Annotated in this window: 13 protein-coding genes; 10 read left to right on the forward strand and 3 right to left on the reverse strand. The window is 44.5% G+C overall.

Going from position 1 to position 17,215, the window contains the following annotated elements; translation table 11 throughout:
• The first annotated feature begins 4 nt into the window (after positions 1-4).
• The 7 genes from AB6735_RS03450 (at position 5) to AB6735_RS03480 (ending at position 12,727) form a co-directional block, all read left to right on the forward strand.
• Positions 5-2,287 carry a DUF2961 domain-containing protein gene (locus tag AB6735_RS03450; RefSeq protein WP_370994435.1) on the forward strand — a complete coding sequence of 761 codons (2,283 nt, stop codon included), beginning with the start codon at positions 5-7 and terminating at the stop codon, positions 2,285-2,287.
• Between the two features lie 9 nt (positions 2,288-2,296).
• Positions 2,297-3,727 (forward strand): sialate O-acetylesterase, encoded by a 1,431-nt coding sequence (locus AB6735_RS03455; RefSeq protein WP_370994436.1) that lies wholly within the window; start codon positions 2,297-2,299, stop codon positions 3,725-3,727.
• A gap of 28 nt (positions 3,728-3,755) precedes the next feature.
• Positions 3,756-6,377, forward strand: a complete 2,622-nt coding sequence (locus AB6735_RS03460; protein ID WP_370994437.1) for a GH116 family glycosyl hydrolase — start codon at positions 3,756-3,758, stop codon at positions 6,375-6,377.
• 796 nt (positions 6,378-7,173) lie between these two features.
• Positions 7,174-7,965 carry a hypothetical protein gene (locus AB6735_RS03465; RefSeq protein WP_370994438.1) on the forward strand — a complete coding sequence of 264 codons (792 nt, stop codon included), beginning with the start codon at positions 7,174-7,176 and terminating at the stop codon, positions 7,963-7,965.
• Positions 7,966-7,967: 2 nt separating this feature from the next.
• A complete protein-coding gene (locus AB6735_RS03470) occupies positions 7,968-11,108 on the forward strand; it encodes a DEAD/DEAH box helicase (protein WP_370994439.1) in 3,141 nt (1,046 codons plus the stop codon).
• A 241-nt stretch (positions 11,109-11,349) separates the two neighbouring features.
• Complete coding sequence (locus AB6735_RS03475; protein ID WP_370994440.1) at positions 11,350-12,468, forward strand: exodeoxyribonuclease VII large subunit; 1,119 nt, start codon at positions 11,350-11,352, stop codon at positions 12,466-12,468.
• 4 nt (positions 12,469-12,472) lie between these two features.
• Entirely contained in the window at positions 12,473-12,727 is a 255-nt protein-coding gene (locus AB6735_RS03480) for a hypothetical protein (protein ID WP_370994441.1), read from the forward strand.
• 19 nt (positions 12,728-12,746) lie between these two features.
• Here the strand turns inward: AB6735_RS03480 and AB6735_RS03485 are convergent, their stop codons facing one another.
• On the reverse strand, positions 12,747-12,821 hold the full coding sequence (locus AB6735_RS03485) for a DUF4287 domain-containing protein (RefSeq protein WP_370994575.1): 75 nt from the start codon (positions 12,819-12,821) through the stop codon (positions 12,747-12,749).
• A gap of 121 nt (positions 12,822-12,942) precedes the next feature.
• On the reverse strand, positions 12,943-13,431 hold the full coding sequence (locus AB6735_RS03490; protein ID WP_370994442.1) for a hypothetical protein: 489 nt from the start codon (positions 13,429-13,431) through the stop codon (positions 12,943-12,945).
• Between the two features lie 239 nt (positions 13,432-13,670).
• Between AB6735_RS03490 and AB6735_RS03495 the strand changes: the two genes are divergently transcribed.
• Genes AB6735_RS03495 through ligD form a run of 3 tightly spaced genes read left to right on the forward strand, consistent with a single transcriptional unit; the run spans position 13,671 to position 16,775 of the window.
• The gene (locus AB6735_RS03495; protein WP_370994443.1) at positions 13,671-13,835 is read left to right on the forward strand and encodes a DUF3606 domain-containing protein; all 165 of its coding nucleotides are present in this window, start codon (positions 13,671-13,673) and stop codon (positions 13,833-13,835) included.
• A 59-nt stretch (positions 13,836-13,894) separates the two neighbouring features.
• On the forward strand, positions 13,895-14,116 hold the full coding sequence (locus AB6735_RS03500) for a hypothetical protein (protein WP_370994444.1): 222 nt from the start codon (positions 13,895-13,897) through the stop codon (positions 14,114-14,116).
• A 4-nt stretch (positions 14,117-14,120) separates the two neighbouring features.
• Positions 14,121-16,775 carry a DNA ligase D gene (ligD, locus tag AB6735_RS03505; RefSeq protein WP_370994445.1) on the forward strand — a complete coding sequence of 885 codons (2,655 nt, stop codon included), beginning with the start codon at positions 14,121-14,123 and terminating at the stop codon, positions 16,773-16,775.
• On the opposite strand, the gene AB6735_RS03510 is transcribed toward ligD, so the two are convergent.
• Entirely contained in the window at positions 16,770-17,195 is a 426-nt protein-coding gene (locus AB6735_RS03510; RefSeq protein ID WP_370994446.1) for a hypothetical protein, read from the reverse strand. The genes ligD and AB6735_RS03510 overlap by 6 nt on opposite strands.
• Between the last annotated feature and the right edge of the window lie 20 nt (positions 17,196-17,215).

Genomic DNA, 17,215 nt, shown 5'->3' on the forward strand with positions numbered 1-17,215 from the left:
GTTTATGGATACAACTATCATCAGATATTGGATTTTTGGTGTGCTCTGGTTAATGTCATTGACATTAATGGTGCATGCTCAGCCGGGGCACAAAAAATCAGGTGATATAACTTATAACGCTATTCCGGTAGGTGCAGATGCTTATCTGCGCTGGGATCTGTTACCGATGCAGCGTATAGGTGTACGGGCTTATATGCGAAGTACTTATGATCGTGCTGGTGGTGGTTATGACGCTTCTCACTTTTTATTTATGAACAAAGAGGACGAAAATGTAACCCTCGATGTAAAAGGGAAAGGTATATTGTATTTTTTCAGGGCTAATCACTGGCATGGCAGCCCCTGGCATTTCACCATAGATGGTACGGACAATATAGTAAAGGAAACGGCAACAGATGCTCCCGTAAATGCTGATAAGGTGTTTAAGCATACAGAGTTTATACCGGCCAAAGCTTTTCCGGAACCATTGGCATATACCTGGGCTACCACAAAAGGCGCGGATCTGATCTGGGTACCAATGCCTTTTCGCGATTCGCTGAGAATAGCCTATTCCCGCACCATTTATGGCACAGGTTATTACATCTATCATTTGTACGCTGATGAAACCAGGCTTTCTCAACCCATTAGTTCATGGAATATGGCTAAAGTGCCGGATCAGGACGTAATCAATTTGCTCAACCGGGCCGGTACTGATATCGCTCCAAAAAATATTACAACCTTACGTAGTAGTATTAAATTGGATAAAAATGAATTATTACTGTCCAATATTAAAGCTTCTAATTCAGTTATCAGGGCACTTAAATTCACACTGCCACTTGATCAGGCTATTGCGCTGGAACGCGTGAGGTTAAAAATAACCTGGGATAATGCGAAATATCCTTCGATTGATGCGCCTTTGTGTTTGTTTTTTGGCGCAGGGACATTTTATAACCGGGAGAATAAAGCTGATTTTGTAAAAGGTCTGCCGATCAATATTCACTTTGATTATGTTAATAAAAAGGTGGAGCTAGCCTGTTATTATCCCATGCCTTTCTTCAAATCCGCAAAACTGGAGCTGACAGGGTTATCACCAACGGAAACGGGGATAAGCTATGAGATCAGGTATGAGCCAGCCACTATCAAAAAAGAACAAAGTAGTTATTTTCATGCCACGTACAAAGATTTCCCAAAGCCCCAACTGGGGCAAGATATGACTTGGCTGGATACCCGCGGGATAGAAGGGCATCGGGATTGGTCGGGTAGTTTTATGGGGACGTCCTTTATTTTTTCACACAACGCCAATCTGAGTACGCTGGAAGGTGATCCCCGTTTCTTTTTTGACGATAGTCAAACGCCGCAGGCTTATGGCACGGGTACGGAAGAATGGGCCGGGGGAGGCGATTATTGGGGTGGAGAGAATATGACGCTTCCACTGGCAGGGCACCCATGCGGAGCGAAAGATAAGAAAACAGCGGTTAATGAAAAGGACCTGATCCAGTCGGCGTATCGTTTTCTCGTGGCCGATATGATGCCTTTTGGTAACCGTGCTCTTATCCGTTTTGAACATAACGAAAACGTATCACAGGAACATTATGAAGCTGTAACCTATTGGTATGGGCTGCCGGCGCCATCACTAATAAAAACTGACTCCCTGGATATCGGGCAGATCAAAAGCGAACAGCAGCATGCCTATTATTCACCAGATGCATCACCGGTGCAGGTAATAAATTCCCGTTATGAATGGGGGGCCGATCATTATCCGACCGGTGCCTGGGGTTATGATCTGAACAATAAACCCGGTTACAAGGAATTTATGGGCAAGGAGATCTATCCATCGCATCAGGAAAATGGCCGTTATACTCGCGGTACATCAGAGTTTACTGTTAAGCTTAATCCAAATAATTTAGGTGCGCTGCTACGGCGTACGCTTGACTACAGTTTCCCAAATCAAACTGCTGAAGTATATATAGCCAGGGTTGTTAAAGGACAAAAGGCTGAAAAAGTAAAATGGCAAAAGGCTGGTACCTGGTATCTCGCCGGAGCCAATACTTGTGTTGTTTCTCGGCCGGCCGGTGAGTTAAGCAAACGGGTTTACAATATTCAAACTTCCAATCGCCGTTTCAGGGACGACGAATTTCTGATACCTGCAAGATTAACCAAAGGATTGCCGGCGATAAGGATTAAGTTGAAATTTATACCTGACCAGCAGCAGCTATATCCGGGCAAACCTTTCCCTGAACAAAGTGCCTGGAGCGAACTGGCTTACCAGGTTTATTGTTATGTAAATCCCCAATATCATATCGGTAACTAAACTCATCTCATGAAAAACAACAATAACAGACAGATATTTATAAAGCTGGCATGTATGATGATTATACTTGTTTGTTTGAGCGCTTTTGCGCATGCAGATATCCGTTTGCCGGCTGTTTTGAGTAATAATATGGTTTTACAGCAACAGAGCCAGGTAAAACTCTGGGGTTGGGGCGAACCTTACGAAAAAATTATCGTCACCACATCATGGGATAACAAAACTTACCCCGAAACTAAACCTAACGGCAACGCCAACTGGGCGCTCAACATCAGTACCCCAACTGCCGGCGGACCTTATATCATTACCATCAAGGCTCGTAACACTATAGTTTTAACTAATGTGCTGATAGGAGAGGTTTGGGTATGCTCAGGGCAAAGCAATATGGAGATGAGTGGTAACTGGGGTTTACAGGATATTAAAAAAGCCTATAAAACAGCAAGTAATGCCAATATCCGGTTCTTTCATATCCCAAAAGCTACAGCCCAGGTACCGCAGGATGATTGTAACGCGCAATGGGCTGTTTGTGATAGCAATACTCTGCGGTCATTCAGCGCTGTGGCATACTTTTTTGGCCGGAAATTGAATAGTAAATTAAACGTACCTATTGGCTTAGTAGAAGCCGCCTGGTCTGGCTCATCAGCCGAGGTGTGGACGCCAGATAGCGTAATTAATAATGACCCTATATTAAAACAAGCCGCCACTAAAATAGCGGCAAATGATCAATGCCCTAATATGGCAGGTTACGCGTATAATGCGATGATCGCTCCTGTAAAAAATATTTCTATAGCCGGGGTTATCTGGTATCAGGGCGAAAACAACACCATCAATGCAGCTACTTATCCGCGCTTGTTTACAGCAATGATTGATGCCTGGCGCAAAGCATTCAGCAAAAATGTTCCCTTTTATTTTGTACAGGTAGCTCCCTTTAAATATCAGTTAAGCAATGTGGGGGCATTAATGCGCGAATCACAAACGGAGAGCATGAAGCATCCTAATACAGGGATGGTGGTTATCACGGATCTGGTAACGGACGTAAATAATGTGCACCCGGCCAATAAGCACGATGTTGGCTTAAGATTGGCTAATTGGGCGCTTTCTGAGACTTATCATCAATCCGGAATCCATTATAAAAATCCGATATTTAAAGATATAAATATTCGTAAAGAGAAGGCCATCATAACTTTTGATGATGCCAATAGCGGCCTGATCATAAAAGGCGATTCCATTGCTGAAATATCTATTGCCGGGACTGACAGGGTATTTTATCCGGCAAAGGCAATAGTGAAAAAACACACATTGATTGTTTGGAGCCCCCTGGTAAAACAACCATTAGCTGTGCGTTACGGATTTAGCAACACAGCTATTGGTAACTTGTTTAGTAAAGATGGTTTGCCCGTTGGTCCGTTCCGTACAGATAGCTGGCCGGTTGAAATTAAATGACAAGTATATAACTCATAAACCTACTATAATGAAAGAGAATAATAACAGGCGAAAGTTTATTAAAAACTTAGGTATAGGCACTTTAGGTGTTGCTGCTATGCCCTCCAATTTGTTTGCAGGAACTAAGGCACACGCCGTTCACTTGCCAGATACACAGCATCTGCCAATTGTAAATAGCCCTGCTGCTGAAGGGAAGCGGATTTATAATGAATCATACACCAATGATTATCTAAGTCGTGTTGCTTTTCCATTAGGTGGTATGGGCGCGGGTATGTTTTGCATTGAGGGCACAGGTGCAATATCACACATGTCGGTACGGAATAATCCTGAGATATTTAATGAACCCTGTATGTTCGCGGCTATCTCTATAAAGGGAATGGATAAGGGAGCAAGAGTATTGGAAGGGCCAGTCCCGACCTGGAAGAAATTCGGGCAGCATGATTCTGGCTTGGGAGGCGGTGGTGAAACCTGGGGATTGCCGCGTTTTAAAGATGCCCGGTTTACCGCCCGGTTTCCTTTTGCTATGATAAACCTTGAAGATAGCTCCATGCCGTTGAAAGTAAATATCAATGCCTGGAGCCCATTTATACCAACTGATGAGGATAATTCCAGCTTGCCGGTAGCGAGTTTAGAGTATGAGTTTGAAAATATCAGCGGCAAAACTATTGAAGCTGTTTTCTCTTATAACAGTCGCAATTTTATGCAGCAAAGGGATGCCAGAAATTCGGTTAAACCTATAGCTAATGGTTTTATACTTTCGCAGGATGGAACGGAGAAAGCTCCCGAAAAAGCCGGCGAATTTGCCATATTTACAGATAATGAAAGTACTGTGGTTGACCATTGTTGGTTCCGCGGCGATTGGTGGGATGCTTTTACCATGGCCTGGAATACCGTACAAACCGCCAATATGCGTAAAAATGAGCCTGTAGAGGCCGGTGCACCCGGCGCCTCGCTCTATGTGCCCTTCATATTATCAGCAGGAGAGAAGAAGACTATTAAACTCCTGATGACCTGGTATGTTCCAGAAACAAATCTGCGCATTGGCGATGAGCCACGCAATAATAATGATCAGCCCTGCGAAAAACCAACAAACGAACCTGGTAATAAATTCCATAAGCCCTGGTATAGCGGCAGATTTAAAAATATACAGGAGACGGCTGCTTACTGGCAGCAGAACTATGCCAAGCTTTATAAAAATTCAACCATTTTTAAAAACGCTTTTTATGATTCCTCGCTTCCTTCTGAAGTACTGGAAGCTGTGGCCGCCAATTTAACTATACTCAAGTCGCCCACCGTTTTGCGGCAAATTGATGGCCGTATGTGGAACTGGGAGGGTTGCGGTGATAGCTGGGGGAGCTGCCATGGTTCATGCACACACGTATGGAACTATGCTCAGGCGGTTTCACATCTGTTCCCCTCGCTGGAAAGAACACTGCGTGAAACGGAATTCGAGGTAAGTCAGAATTGTGATGGTCACCAGCAATTTCGTACTTCGATTCCGATACGCCCGGTAGCGCACAATTTTCACGCGGCATCCGACGGGCAATTGGGCGGCATTATGAAAGTTTACCGCGAATGGCGTATCAGCGGCGATAATGCCTGGCTCAAACGTCTTTATCCTAAGGTAAAAATGAGTATGGACTATTGCATCAAAACCTGGGATCCCCGCGGTCACGGGGTGTTGGAAGAGCCTCATCATAATACATACGATATTGAATTTTGGGGCGCCGACCCGATGTGCACTACTTTTTACTTGGGAGCATTAACAGCCATTACCGCGATGGGTAAGTTTTTAAAGGAGCCTACCAGAAACTATGAGGACCTGTTTGCTAAAGGGAAAGCCGTGTTGGAAGGCGCCTTGTATAACGGCGAATATTTTGTGCAAAAGATACAGTGGACCGGCCTTAACGCACAGGATCCCACCACGGTGAAAAATCGCTCGGCAGAGGCAACTGCATTACTGCAAAAGGAAGGGCCAAAATATCAATATGGCATGGGGTGCCTGTCAGACGGGATACTGGGTGTCTGGATAGCTGATATGTGTGGACTGGATATAGCATTAGATAAAGGAAAGATCAAACAACATCTGGCATCGGTACATAAATATAACCTGAAAACAGACCTGTCTGAACATGCGAATCCTCAAAGGCCCACTTACGCTATTGGAAAAGAAGGCGGGCTGTTGTTATGCTCCTGGCCAAAGGGCGGTAAACTGTCTATCCCCTTTGTTTATAGTGATGAAGTATGGACCGGTATTGAATATCAGGCAGCATCACATCTTATCCTGACGGGGCAAGTAAACGAAGGACTGGAAGTGGTACGTACTTGCCGTGATCGTTATGACGGCCGGGTTCGGAATCCATTTAATGAGTATGAGTGTGGGCACTGGTATGCGCGTGCCATGGCAAGCTATGGTTTGTTACAAGCTTTAACCGGGGTGCGTTTTGATGCAGTTGACCAGGTGTTGCACATTAACTCAAAGATGGGAGATTTTAAAAGTTTTATCTCCGCAAATACTGGCTTTGGAGTGATCAGTCTTAAAAATGGGCAGCCATCCTTAAGTGTGCTGTACGGGAAAATACCTGTAAAAAGCTTTAATGTATCAGGGCAGTATGGCGTATCCACAAAAGGGAGGGTAAAATTAAGGTAGTTAAATTAGTGATAAAGCCAGGGCATGATTTTCATGTAACCCATTGGTGGCGGGCGAAGCTACTGCGTTGTATTATAAAAAGGAATTGTATCGCCCATAATACCCCTTTTAGCCAGTTGGTATAAGATCTTTTTTGTTATCCTTTACCGCCTGATCTGTGGGAGAATAATCTACTTATTGTACAGCTGAAAGTAGCGCGTATAGCGATAATTGAGATGTAATACTGGTTATAGTTTGATTATCAATTAGTTAATTAAACTATATGTGCCAGTTTATCTCAAAATAAAAATTACTACGATTTTGCCAGGAACTTCTGAGTATTTTTGGTATTTTTTGGGCAGTTGAGCCAATAAAAAACCCTGTGAACTATTGTTACAGGGTTTTGTTCATTTTTTATGATCTTAGGAGCGGAGAGCTAGGGTCATGAACCTTCGCTATTAAGTCCTTATTATCAGTAATTTACATTTTAAAAAGTTCCTTACTCTACGAATGACGCAAATAGCAAGTTTACTCTAATTGTTAAGCCAAATATAGGCAATTTTGTTGTCATAATAAGCGCCCTTCAAAGCAGCGACGAGTTCATTTATTAAGAATTTTACGTTTTGCTTATAAGTGCCGTTAAGAAGTTCGCTGAAGATCCGGTATTATCCTTGAAACATAAGCTTTCGTCAAAATCTTCAGATGACTTTCGAAAAAATATCCGGTCGGCTTGTTCAGCATTCTATTTCTACACCTGTTTTCGATTTGGTAGGGTCGGTTGTATTATCGATATTCGTTCACCTGATTAACCTATTCTATGGCATTTACATTAACCTTAACCGATCACAGCCCTTTATTTACCGAGGTTGAGCTGACCATACCAGATGAAGATGTTTTAGCAGAAAATATCGGTTTTCTGCTGTTGGGTCATCAACGTCATGTACAAAGCATTTTGGCTTCGAAAGGCCGCTCAGACCCCAGTTCAACCGACCTTATGATTGATGACGCTCAGGCGAAATTGGTTTATGCGACACCAGAGGAACGTTATAAACGTGATGGTTGGATATTTCAATTGATGACTTGGATAGCATTAAGGCAGCAGAACGTAAAATCAAACTTTTTTTGTCAAATACCACATGATGCCGCGGCGCAGCACGGCATCGATGGGCTCGGGGTGCGTCTAACATCCCAAAATAGGTTAGAGGCGCTGGTGATTGCCGAAGACAAATACACGGAAAATCCGCGTAGGACCATCAAAAAATTTGTTTGGCCTGATTTTGAGGCGTTTGAGAAGGGTACTCACGACGCCCAGCTTGTAAACCGCACAACAGGGCTTATTGATCATCTAAATGATGATGAAATTGACGATCTGATTGAAAATGATATATATCAGTTTAAATTTCGACAATATAAAGCTGGAATCACACCTGAAGCCACGCACATGAGCGCAGCGGGTAAAAAAAGATTATTTAAAAAGTTCGACAACTGCGTTAAGGGCAGCGATCACTTGCGGCGTATTGGTGTCACCTTTTATCAAGCCGATATACGTAGTTGGATGGATGACTTCTGTGAAAAAATTTCTGATTTTCTTGAAACGCAACGCCCTTAATCATGTATAACACAATTACCGAAAAGGTTATTAGGTCAGCGCCACAAATAGGAGATATTGACCCGGAACGTTTACCTCAAGAGCTCACCAAGATTTATGCGCGTATCGTTACCATTCGAAGAACGCTGACCGACGGGGTCCCTTTACATTCCAAAAATGCAAAGCGAAGCATTAAGTTGCTTCGTCGACTTGCTAGCAACCTGGAAACGCTGGCGGTGTTGAGAAAAAATCACCCCCAACTTCGTTCAGTTGCATTCGTCGCCGGTACTGCTCATTACTTGCTGCTCTTGATATATAATCAGTTAGACACGTTTTTTAAGGGTGAGTTTTCCGAAGACCAAATCCCTCCGGCTGTTTCGGCTATTATCCTTTTTTTAATCGGCAACAGCCCCGCTGATGCCGCAGAAGTTGCCGGTAAGGTATTCCGGTCTACAGAAAGCCACATCACTGGACAAATACAAATTTCCCTTTGCCTACTTGCACAAGGCAAACTCACTCAAATTCTTGAATTAAAACCGGTAGAAACGCAAACAGGCGGTAGGGAAGGAGCAGCGCTTTATATCCTGTGGGAAAAGCTTTTCATCGGTATTCAGGAAATGGCTGCTAGTCTACTAGGAAGCCGCTCAGCTCAGTCGGCCAATTATTTTCGGCAAGTGATTGACCTCGGCACTTATAATTATGGAGGTGAGCTTGATGGCTTATTAAGTTACTATGCCGGGCCTCTACATCTGGCCAAATTACTCGATATACTTTCGGAAGACCTGCTTAACCGCGGAATTGTTAATGTTCAAGCACCAACTGGCATCGATGCTGAAGAGTGGTCTAACTTCCTCGGTGAATTGGCGAAAGACCGGCCATACCTCTGGGAAAACCATTTCGATGCGATAGATACAGGTTTTTTAAATCCCGGGATATCAGCAGTTCTTACTTTTCCGACAGGCGCTGGCAAAACCACTATATCTGAATTAAAGATAGCAGCCACTTTGTTAAGCGGAAAGTCTGTCGTATACCTTGTACCGACTCACGCTCTTGAAGATCAGGTCAAACGCGATCTTAATCGGTTATTCAGCAAATTGACAGCAAATATTGATTTTGATGTGGACGCAGAATATACGGAAGTGGAAGAAGGACCGTTGCCAATTATTACGGTTATGACGCCTGAACGCTGCTTAACACGCTTAAGTATCGATAGTACAGCATTTTCCGAGACCGGCTTGGTTGTGTTTGATGAGTTCCACCTAGTAAACGGCCGCGATGACAAATTGGAACGTCGCAGTATGGATGCGATGTTTTGCTTATTGAGATTATTTACCGAGATCCAGGACGCTGATTACCTTTTAATATCCGCAATGGTAGAAAACGCGGAGGAAGTACAAAAGTGGGTAGAAAAAGTAACCGGCAGGCCGTGCAAAAGATTTGATTCCAGTTGGAAGCCTACCCGGCAGTTACATGGCTGTGTGATTTTCCCCGAAGATGAGATTACCGAGCTGAAAAGCGAAATTGTGACGGCAAAACGAACTGCTACAACTAGCGGTCCGCCGACCAAATTGGCGAAGCAAATGGAGGCATCAGCCTCACATATTTTCAGTTTAAGAAACATTTGGGAATCGGAGAACGATGCTGATTATTTCATTAAAAAGTTGCTGCCGGAAAAGGTACCCTTAGCGATCAGTCCAAAGTGGAAGTTAACAAGTAATCGTAACGGGGTTGCTGCAGATTTAGCGGCATATTTCGTTAAGCAGGGTATTAAGACACTGGTATTCGTCGACAACCCTAAAATTACTGTAAGTACGGCGAGAGACATTGCTAATAAGCTTGGCGAGGTAACTCCAAATGCAGAAGCTTTTGTGAAAAAGCATGAACGAGATTTGAAATCGTTGACGCAGGAATTAGGAGCAATAAAATATTCATATTTTAATGCTGAAAGCCCCGTTGCAGTACATCACGGACTTATGCTCCCAATCGAGCGTAGACTAAATGAATCTTTTTTTAAAGAGCGACAGGGCGTTCACGCTGTGACTGCAACTGCCACCTTGGCTCAAGGCATAAATCTTCCAGCTGAGATCGTTATCATTGCAGGGTATGACCGCTTTGATGATGAAACTGGTTATCGAGAAATTATGCAGGCACATGAAATACTGAATGCCGCGGGTAGAGCGGGACGGGCGGGCAGTGCCGCACAGGGTGTAGTTATGATTATTCCCGGTGAGATCATCAAGTATAAAAATAAAAAGGTTGATTCAGGTACGTGGGACGAGCTTAAAGATGACATCTTTTCAAAAGGTGATCAATGTTTGAAAATCAATGACCCTTTGGACCGTTTTTTAGACCGCATAAGTACTGCTGATGAATTATCGTCGGACGAAAGTAATTTGCTTTTTCGCCTTAATTCCGATCGCGAGTCCGAAGCGGCTGCCGAGGTGTTATTTAACAAATCACTGACCGCATACAGGGCGGAACAAAATAAGGATGAGGGATTTGCAGATCGGGTAAAAAAGCTCATAGAAAGAAAGGACGCTTTAGGAATAGAACTAATATATTCAAAATGGACGGAGATTGTAAGTCTTAAAATGGGTGCAGATCCAGAAATTATTTCAGCATTGGGCAAGAGTTTAAGCGAAACCGGTTATCAAACCCTTTTCGCATTCGACGTTAGCGATTGGATCAGTTGGCTTTTTAGCTGGTTAGATAATGACCCGCAAAGAATAACCGGACTTTTTCCAACAAAAGGTGCGCAGATTCAGCTGATGAAAGCTTTGGGCCTGAACGTCCAAAAATCAACGACTAACGATGTGGTCGAAAAAATTACTGAATTGGAACCTATACTTTTGATGTATGTGAAAGGTAATGATTATGCTGCTATCGATACACAAATTCCGGGTAAAACAGATGCGTATCTGATAAAAGCACGTAATTTTATTTTAAAACTGGTGCCACATTTCAGTTTTGTGTTTGGAATTATTTCAATGACCTTGCGTGAGAAATGCAAGGAGGATGGTATCGAGGAGCAAGAATATCCTTACCTGGTCAAAGTCTTGGCGACAATGATCCGCGAGGGTTTTGACGATGAATCGCAACTACGGCTTAAAATGCGGCAGAATTGGTATTCAAGAGTACAATATCATCAGTATGCAGATTTGTAATCTAACTTATGTTCTTCTTAATTCATGCGGAACGTATACGGTAAGTAATCTATCGTGCCGACATATTACGATTCATAATAACCGTCAATTTACAAGGGACGTAACTACATGAAGGGAGAACGATCGCCAGTCGTTCTCCCTTTATTTAATCAGAGCGCGGCCGCTGTTTTTCCGTGAACCGAATATAAGCGATTATCGAAGCATTTGCCCTGCTGCCAAGATTTTTAGTATTTTTGAGCGAATGGAAACAGAAGTCCCTGCGCAGCTTATTTATTCACCTTCAGCGGTATTGAACCTGTTTAACAACTCGATCAGCATCACGCAGAGCAAACGCATGATCCAGCTGAAAGGTGTTTTCCTGCAGGGGAGAACCAGCGCTTACAACGGCTACTATTACGATACCCTTCGGGATGAATCCTCTGATGCCCAACTGACGCTGATCGTGCCCGCGCTGATCCGGGGCGAGCTGCAAGCGAACAAAACGATCACGGTCAACGGTTTTATCACCAAGCGGGTGATGAACAGTTCGGGCAGCATACAAATCCAGCTGACGGTCACTGACCTGGTCGAACAAACGCAAAACAAATATTCGGAAGATGACCTGGCCAAGATCGCCCTGCTGCAGGCAAAGGCCTCAGTCGGATTTCGGGATGTAGGCGGTTTTATAAAAAGCAGGATCATTAATGAGGACCGTTTCCGGATCGCGGTGATCATCGGCAAAAGCGGGATCATCGATAGTGACATCAAGCACCAGCTGAAAGAGTCGGCCGCTTTTTTCGACCTCACGTTTTTCAGGGTGAACCTAACCTCGGAAAGCGAATTGACGGCTGAGATGAAACGGCTGGATGCTCTTGGCTTTGACATCATCGCCGTATCCCGTGGCGGCGGCGAAATGATGGAGATTTTCAACAAGCTGCCGGTCGCTGAAAGAAGTATCGGTTTGCGCGCGCTGTTTGTAACGGCTATCGGGCATAAAGATGACGTGAGCCTGCTACAGCAGGTGGCTGATAAAGCTTTTATCACGCCAACGGCGTTTGGGACTTTCCTGAATGAAACGTATAACCAAACGGTAGAGGAGGCGGCGCACTCGAAAGCCAAACTGGTTGAATCGGTTAAAACACAGCTCAGCGCGAATTATCAAAAGCAGATCGACAACCTAAACGATAAGCTCAAGGGCGTGGAGGAACTGAAAACCGGATCTGAAAAACTGCAGCAGGAAAAACTGGTGCTGATGAATGAGCAGATCGCGGCTTACCGGGCGCAGTTGGAAGCGGTAGTGCATAAGCCTGCAGTGAATTGGGTTTATGTGGTCGCTGCGATCGTAATTGGACTGATCATTGGATATTTAATTAAAAGGTAGGTGTATGAACGCAAAAATATTTTCCTATAAGGTAACGGGCATTGTGCTCGAACCATTGAACGAACAACTGAAACTGAGTCCGCCCTTTGACCGGAAAGCGATATTGGCACCCCTTAGGGAACGATTTGAAGCCGAAAATTACAAGATCGACGAAGGAGCGTTAAGCTATAAACTGATCGATGAACAGCTTTTTATCCAGGGAGTGGCGGTAGAAAATGAAGCGCCAAAATCGGTTGGCTTCCAGTTTGGTAAGGCTTAATATTCCGTCAGGCCTTCTTTTAAAACGTGTAAACGGCCATACCATGGCCACGTCCCAGCCCGAAATCAGCCTTCAGCCAGTCAAAGATCTGCATGGCCTTATTTCCGGCGTTTTTGCGCAGCGAGTGCTTTGAAATTTGGCGGTGTCTGACCGGTCTTTTTTTTGATACTGGCGAAATAAGCCGCAAAGTTGAAGCTGCTCATGGTTTTTGTTGATTAAAGCATTTTTAGGATAATGCCGATTATGCCCGTATATTTTTCGAGGTAATACCTGATAGTTTGGAGCTTGAAATCTTCCCAGTAAGCTTGCATTGGGGCCAAACTGCCGGCCATCTTTTCGAGCTTGTCCAGCACAAAGCCGCCGCTGTCCGGTTGCTGCTCGGCGGCCAGCCTGAGCTTTTCTTCATGGATGATCCCCGGGAATTTTGATAAAAATAATAGTTGAACGGCAACCTTATCCTGAACATTCAGCCGGGGGATTTCGACGATGTCGGAGGCTTCGAAGTCAATACTTTCCAATCGTGTGCGAAGATCCGCTTCCTCGTCCGTGGGCAACGATAAGTCGAGCATATCCAGTAGAGCAGAGGACTTGCTAACAAAGAATTTTCTGGTGAGCCCATCATAACAATAACGGCTGTTGTCCGCTACCGGCACGGTCATGGCCTGGCAAAGCCAGTAGAGGTTAAAACGTTCGAGGTCGGTCATCTCTGGCTAAGATAGGGAATTACCGGTCATGCCTGTTGTGCTATATCACTAATTTAGCCGCGGGTTTATTGCTTTTATTGCGTAATAATAGCTTTTCTCTGAGTTGCCGTATAGTGCCCTGTTAGCACTGTGCTGCATTTTTGGAATAAAGTATATAGCGATTACTGGAATTGTTTATCTAGGGATTAAAACCATCCTTTGCGCCTCTTGTTTATTAAGTACATCTAAAAACATGACTTATGAGCACAAGAGGATCAAAAGTGGAAAGAAGTTCCGTATCGGAACAACCACATGAGTTAAAATACGAGGCAAAGAAAACAGGAACGTCTACGAAGGAAGTAGAAGCCGCAAAAAAATCAGCTGGCACCAATCAGCGAAAAGCCGTAGAGAAAAAACTTAAGTAAGCTAGGCCAGGACAAATGCGTAAAAGCCCCGAAAGGGGCTTTCGCATCAATTTGAATTTATGAGCAGTGCATTTGTAAAAGAAGGGGAATCCGAGCAACTCAAAGACATCACGCCAAATATGGCATCTTTGCTGCTCTTTCTTAAACGGGAGAATGGCGGGCCGGTTCGTGAACTGCATACCAGATTCAGTGATAAATATCAAAAGGAAGTACATGAAATGAGTGACGGCCTTGGCTATATGATTAACGATCTGAACCAGTGGCAAGTCGTGCTGAACTGATATTATGGCAGAACTGGACAAATACAAAGAGAAACGGAACTTTAAAAAGACCGCTGAACCGGAGGGCGGCCACCCACATTCGGGCAAGTTACTTTTTGTTGTCCAGAAACACGCTGCTTCCCATTTACATTACGATTTCCGCCTGGAAGTAAAAGGCGTTTTAAAAAGTTGGGCTGTACCGCGCGGTCCTTCCATGGATGCTGACGAACGCCGCCTGGCCATGGCCGTTGAGGATCATCCCTACGATTATAAGGATTTTGAAGGCAGCATACCGAAAGGTCAGTATGGTGGCGGCACCGTCATTGTCTGGGATGAAGGCTGGTATGAACCGGCCGCAGGTGAACCTTTAAAGACAAAGGCTGAGCAGGAACACTGGATGATGAGCAACTATTATAAAAATGCGCTCAAAATCACCCTGCACGGCCACAAATTGAAAGGGGATTTCATCCTCATCAAATTTAAAGAAGATAAATACGAAGGGGGGTGGCGACTCATTAAAGCCGAAGACAAGTACGCTACCAAAGAAGATATTCTGTTGAAAGACAAATCCGTCATATCAAAATTGACCGTTGAGCAGATGGCCAAAAATGATGATGCCGCTGTTTGGCAGAGCAACCGCGCGCAGAACAAGGAAACAACAAAACAAGAGAAACAATCAAACGAAAACGTACAACTAAGTCTAACCGAGCTTATCAGGCAGGGCATAAAAAAAGCCATGCCCAAAGCTGTAAAACCGATGCTTTGCACGCTGACCAAAGAAGTGGTGCCTGACGACGATTACATCTTCGAGGTAAAGTGGGACGGCTACCGTATTATCTCCTTTATTGAAGACAAGAAAGTCCGTATGAACTCCCGCAGTTCACTCGATTACACGCACAAATACCCGCCGGTGGCGAAAGCCCTAAAAGAGCTCGGCCATAATGCCGTATTAGACGGCGAGGTAGTGGTGTTTAATGAAGAGGGGAAGCCGGACTTCGATGCCCTGCAAACTTATAACGGCCACACTACACCTATCAATTATTGCGTGTTCGACATCTTGTGGCTGGACGGCTATAATCTCATGGACATGCCGCTAATAGATCGGAAAGCGATCCTAAAAGATTTGGTTGCTGATAATGAAGTACTACGCTTTAGTGATTCCTTTGAGGATGGGGAAGCACTATACCAGCAAGCGTTGGAACTTGACCTGGAAGGTATTGTCGCTAAACGAAAAGACAGCGAATACCAGCCGGATGCACGTAATAACAACTGGCTGAAAACACCGACCCGCAAACGGCAGGAATTTGTGATCGGCGGCTGGGCCGAATCGGATAAATCACGTTCCTTCCGTTCACTGCTATTTGGGGCCTATAATGGTAAAGGCGAATTTGAATGGATAGGGCGTTCCGGCGGCGGCTACAAGGATAAGGAGATGCCTGCAATTCTCGCGCAACTGGAAAAACTGGAAATAGCTAAAACGCCTTTCATCAATAAAATACTCGATACTAAAGGGGCAAAAATCCACTATGTTAAACCCGAACTGGTCGCTAATTTCGAATTTGCGACCTGGACGAAGACCGGGCGGATCCGGAAGCCAGCCACTTTCTTAGGTTTCAGGCTTGACAAAAAAGCCGAACAGGTGGTACGCGAAGTGCCCTTATCTGACGAAGAAGAAAAAGAAATTGGTGAAGCACCTGTCACAGAAAAAAGTAAACAAGCCGTGTCAACTGATCCTGATAGTAACTGGCCAAAGATCCTTAACAAAAAGATCGATTCGGAACGTGACTTTGAATTTGGCGGGCATACGGTAACGATGAGTAATATCGAGCAGGAACTTTGGCGTGGAATTACCAAGGCCCGCCTCATTACTTATTACCATAGCATTTGCCCCTACATCCTGCCACACCTGAAAGATCGCCCCTTATCGCTTCATATCAAACAGGACGGTGCCAACGCACCCGGATTTTATATTAAAGATATGGAGGGCCGCCAGCCAGATTACCTGGATATTTTTTCAGATGAGCGGCGACATAAAAAGAAGGGTAAACGCGATCAGATTGATTATGCCGTTTGCAATAACGAAGCCGCGTTGCTTTACCTGATTAACCTAGGGAACATTGACCTGAACCCCTGGAGTTCAACTACTACTCATCCGCAGGAACCCGAATTCATCAGTATTGACCTCGATCCATCCGATGAAGATTTTGGTAAAGCGATCAAAGTCGCACAAGCTGCCAAATCATTTTTTGACGAAAAGAAACTGACAGCTTTTGTTAAAACCTCGGGAAAAACCGGTATTCATTTATTCCTGCCATGCGAAGGTTTCGATTATGCGAAGGCGCGTACCCTTGCGGAAAAAATTTGCGAAGCGATAGCTAAAATGGTTCCCGATATTGCAACTACTGAGGTCAGCGTCGATCAACGTGGCAGCAAGCTCTTTGTCGACCCCAGCCAAAATGACTATGCTGATACACTAGCTTGCGTATATGCTGTCCGGCCTTACAAACATCCGCAGGTTTCCACGCCATTGGAATGGAAAGAAGTGAAAGACAAATTAGACCCCGCGAAATTCACCATGGATTCGACTCTGGCCAGGCTGGAAAAGAAAGGCGACCTGTTCAAAAACTTGAATGACCCCAAAATTAAGTCGGCAAACACGAAAGCGCTTAATAAGCTATAGGCTCGTTTCACCACCCTCGTTATAAAGATGCCGCAAGTTGTCATTCAATAAAACACCCTGATGTTTAATCAGCACATCATTATACCAGCGACAATAAAAATTGGCGGTCGCCGACTGTGCCGTTGGGCCTTCGGCGGTAACACCTTCTGCCAGATTACGACCATATTCGATAAAGATCAGATCATCCTCCACCCAGGTGCATAGTTCGGCAAGTTGTACCTTCAAGCGTTTGGAAATCTCGTTTAAATCAACCAAATCTTCTTCCTGTTTCAGCACTTCCTCAAACTCCGGACTATGATCCAACGGATGCTCGGTATCCAGCACTTCGGCTACTGCATCATTTGCCAAGCCGGTCAGCTCACTCGCTTTCTCGCGGCTAATGTTCATCTGCCGTGCTACATAACTCAAAACATCTTCCATATATCAATAACCTTCGCGGA

Origin of the sequence: Mucilaginibacter sp. RCC_168 (assembly GCF_041355315.1) — a bacterium.
Lineage (GTDB): Bacteria > Bacteroidota > Bacteroidia > Sphingobacteriales > Sphingobacteriaceae > Mucilaginibacter.

Coding starts and splice junctions, on each gene's coding strand:
- AB6735_RS03450 (WP_370994435.1), top strand. CDS start 5: ATGGATACAACTATCATCAGATATTGGATTTTTGGTGTGCTCTGGTTA.
- AB6735_RS03455 (WP_370994436.1), top strand. CDS start 2,297: ATGAAAAACAACAATAACAGACAGATATTTATAAAGCTGGCATGTATG.
- AB6735_RS03460 (WP_370994437.1), top strand. CDS start 3,756: ATGAAAGAGAATAATAACAGGCGAAAGTTTATTAAAAACTTAGGTATA.
- AB6735_RS03465 (WP_370994438.1), top strand. CDS start 7,174: ATGGCATTTACATTAACCTTAACCGATCACAGCCCTTTATTTACCGAG.
- AB6735_RS03470 (WP_370994439.1), top strand. CDS start 7,968: ATGTATAACACAATTACCGAAAAGGTTATTAGGTCAGCGCCACAAATA.
- AB6735_RS03475 (WP_370994440.1), top strand. CDS start 11,350: ATGGAAACAGAAGTCCCTGCGCAGCTTATTTATTCACCTTCAGCGGTA.
- AB6735_RS03480 (WP_370994441.1), top strand. CDS start 12,473: ATGAACGCAAAAATATTTTCCTATAAGGTAACGGGCATTGTGCTCGAA.
- AB6735_RS03490 (WP_370994442.1), bottom strand. CDS start 13,431: ATGACCGACCTCGAACGTTTTAACCTCTACTGGCTTTGCCAGGCCATG.
- AB6735_RS03495 (WP_370994443.1), top strand. CDS start 13,671: ATGAGCACAAGAGGATCAAAAGTGGAAAGAAGTTCCGTATCGGAACAA.
- AB6735_RS03500 (WP_370994444.1), top strand. CDS start 13,895: ATGAGCAGTGCATTTGTAAAAGAAGGGGAATCCGAGCAACTCAAAGAC.
- ligD (WP_370994445.1), top strand. CDS start 14,121: ATGGCAGAACTGGACAAATACAAAGAGAAACGGAACTTTAAAAAGACC.
- AB6735_RS03510 (WP_370994446.1), bottom strand. CDS start 17,195: ATGGAAGATGTTTTGAGTTATGTAGCACGGCAGATGAACATTAGCCGC.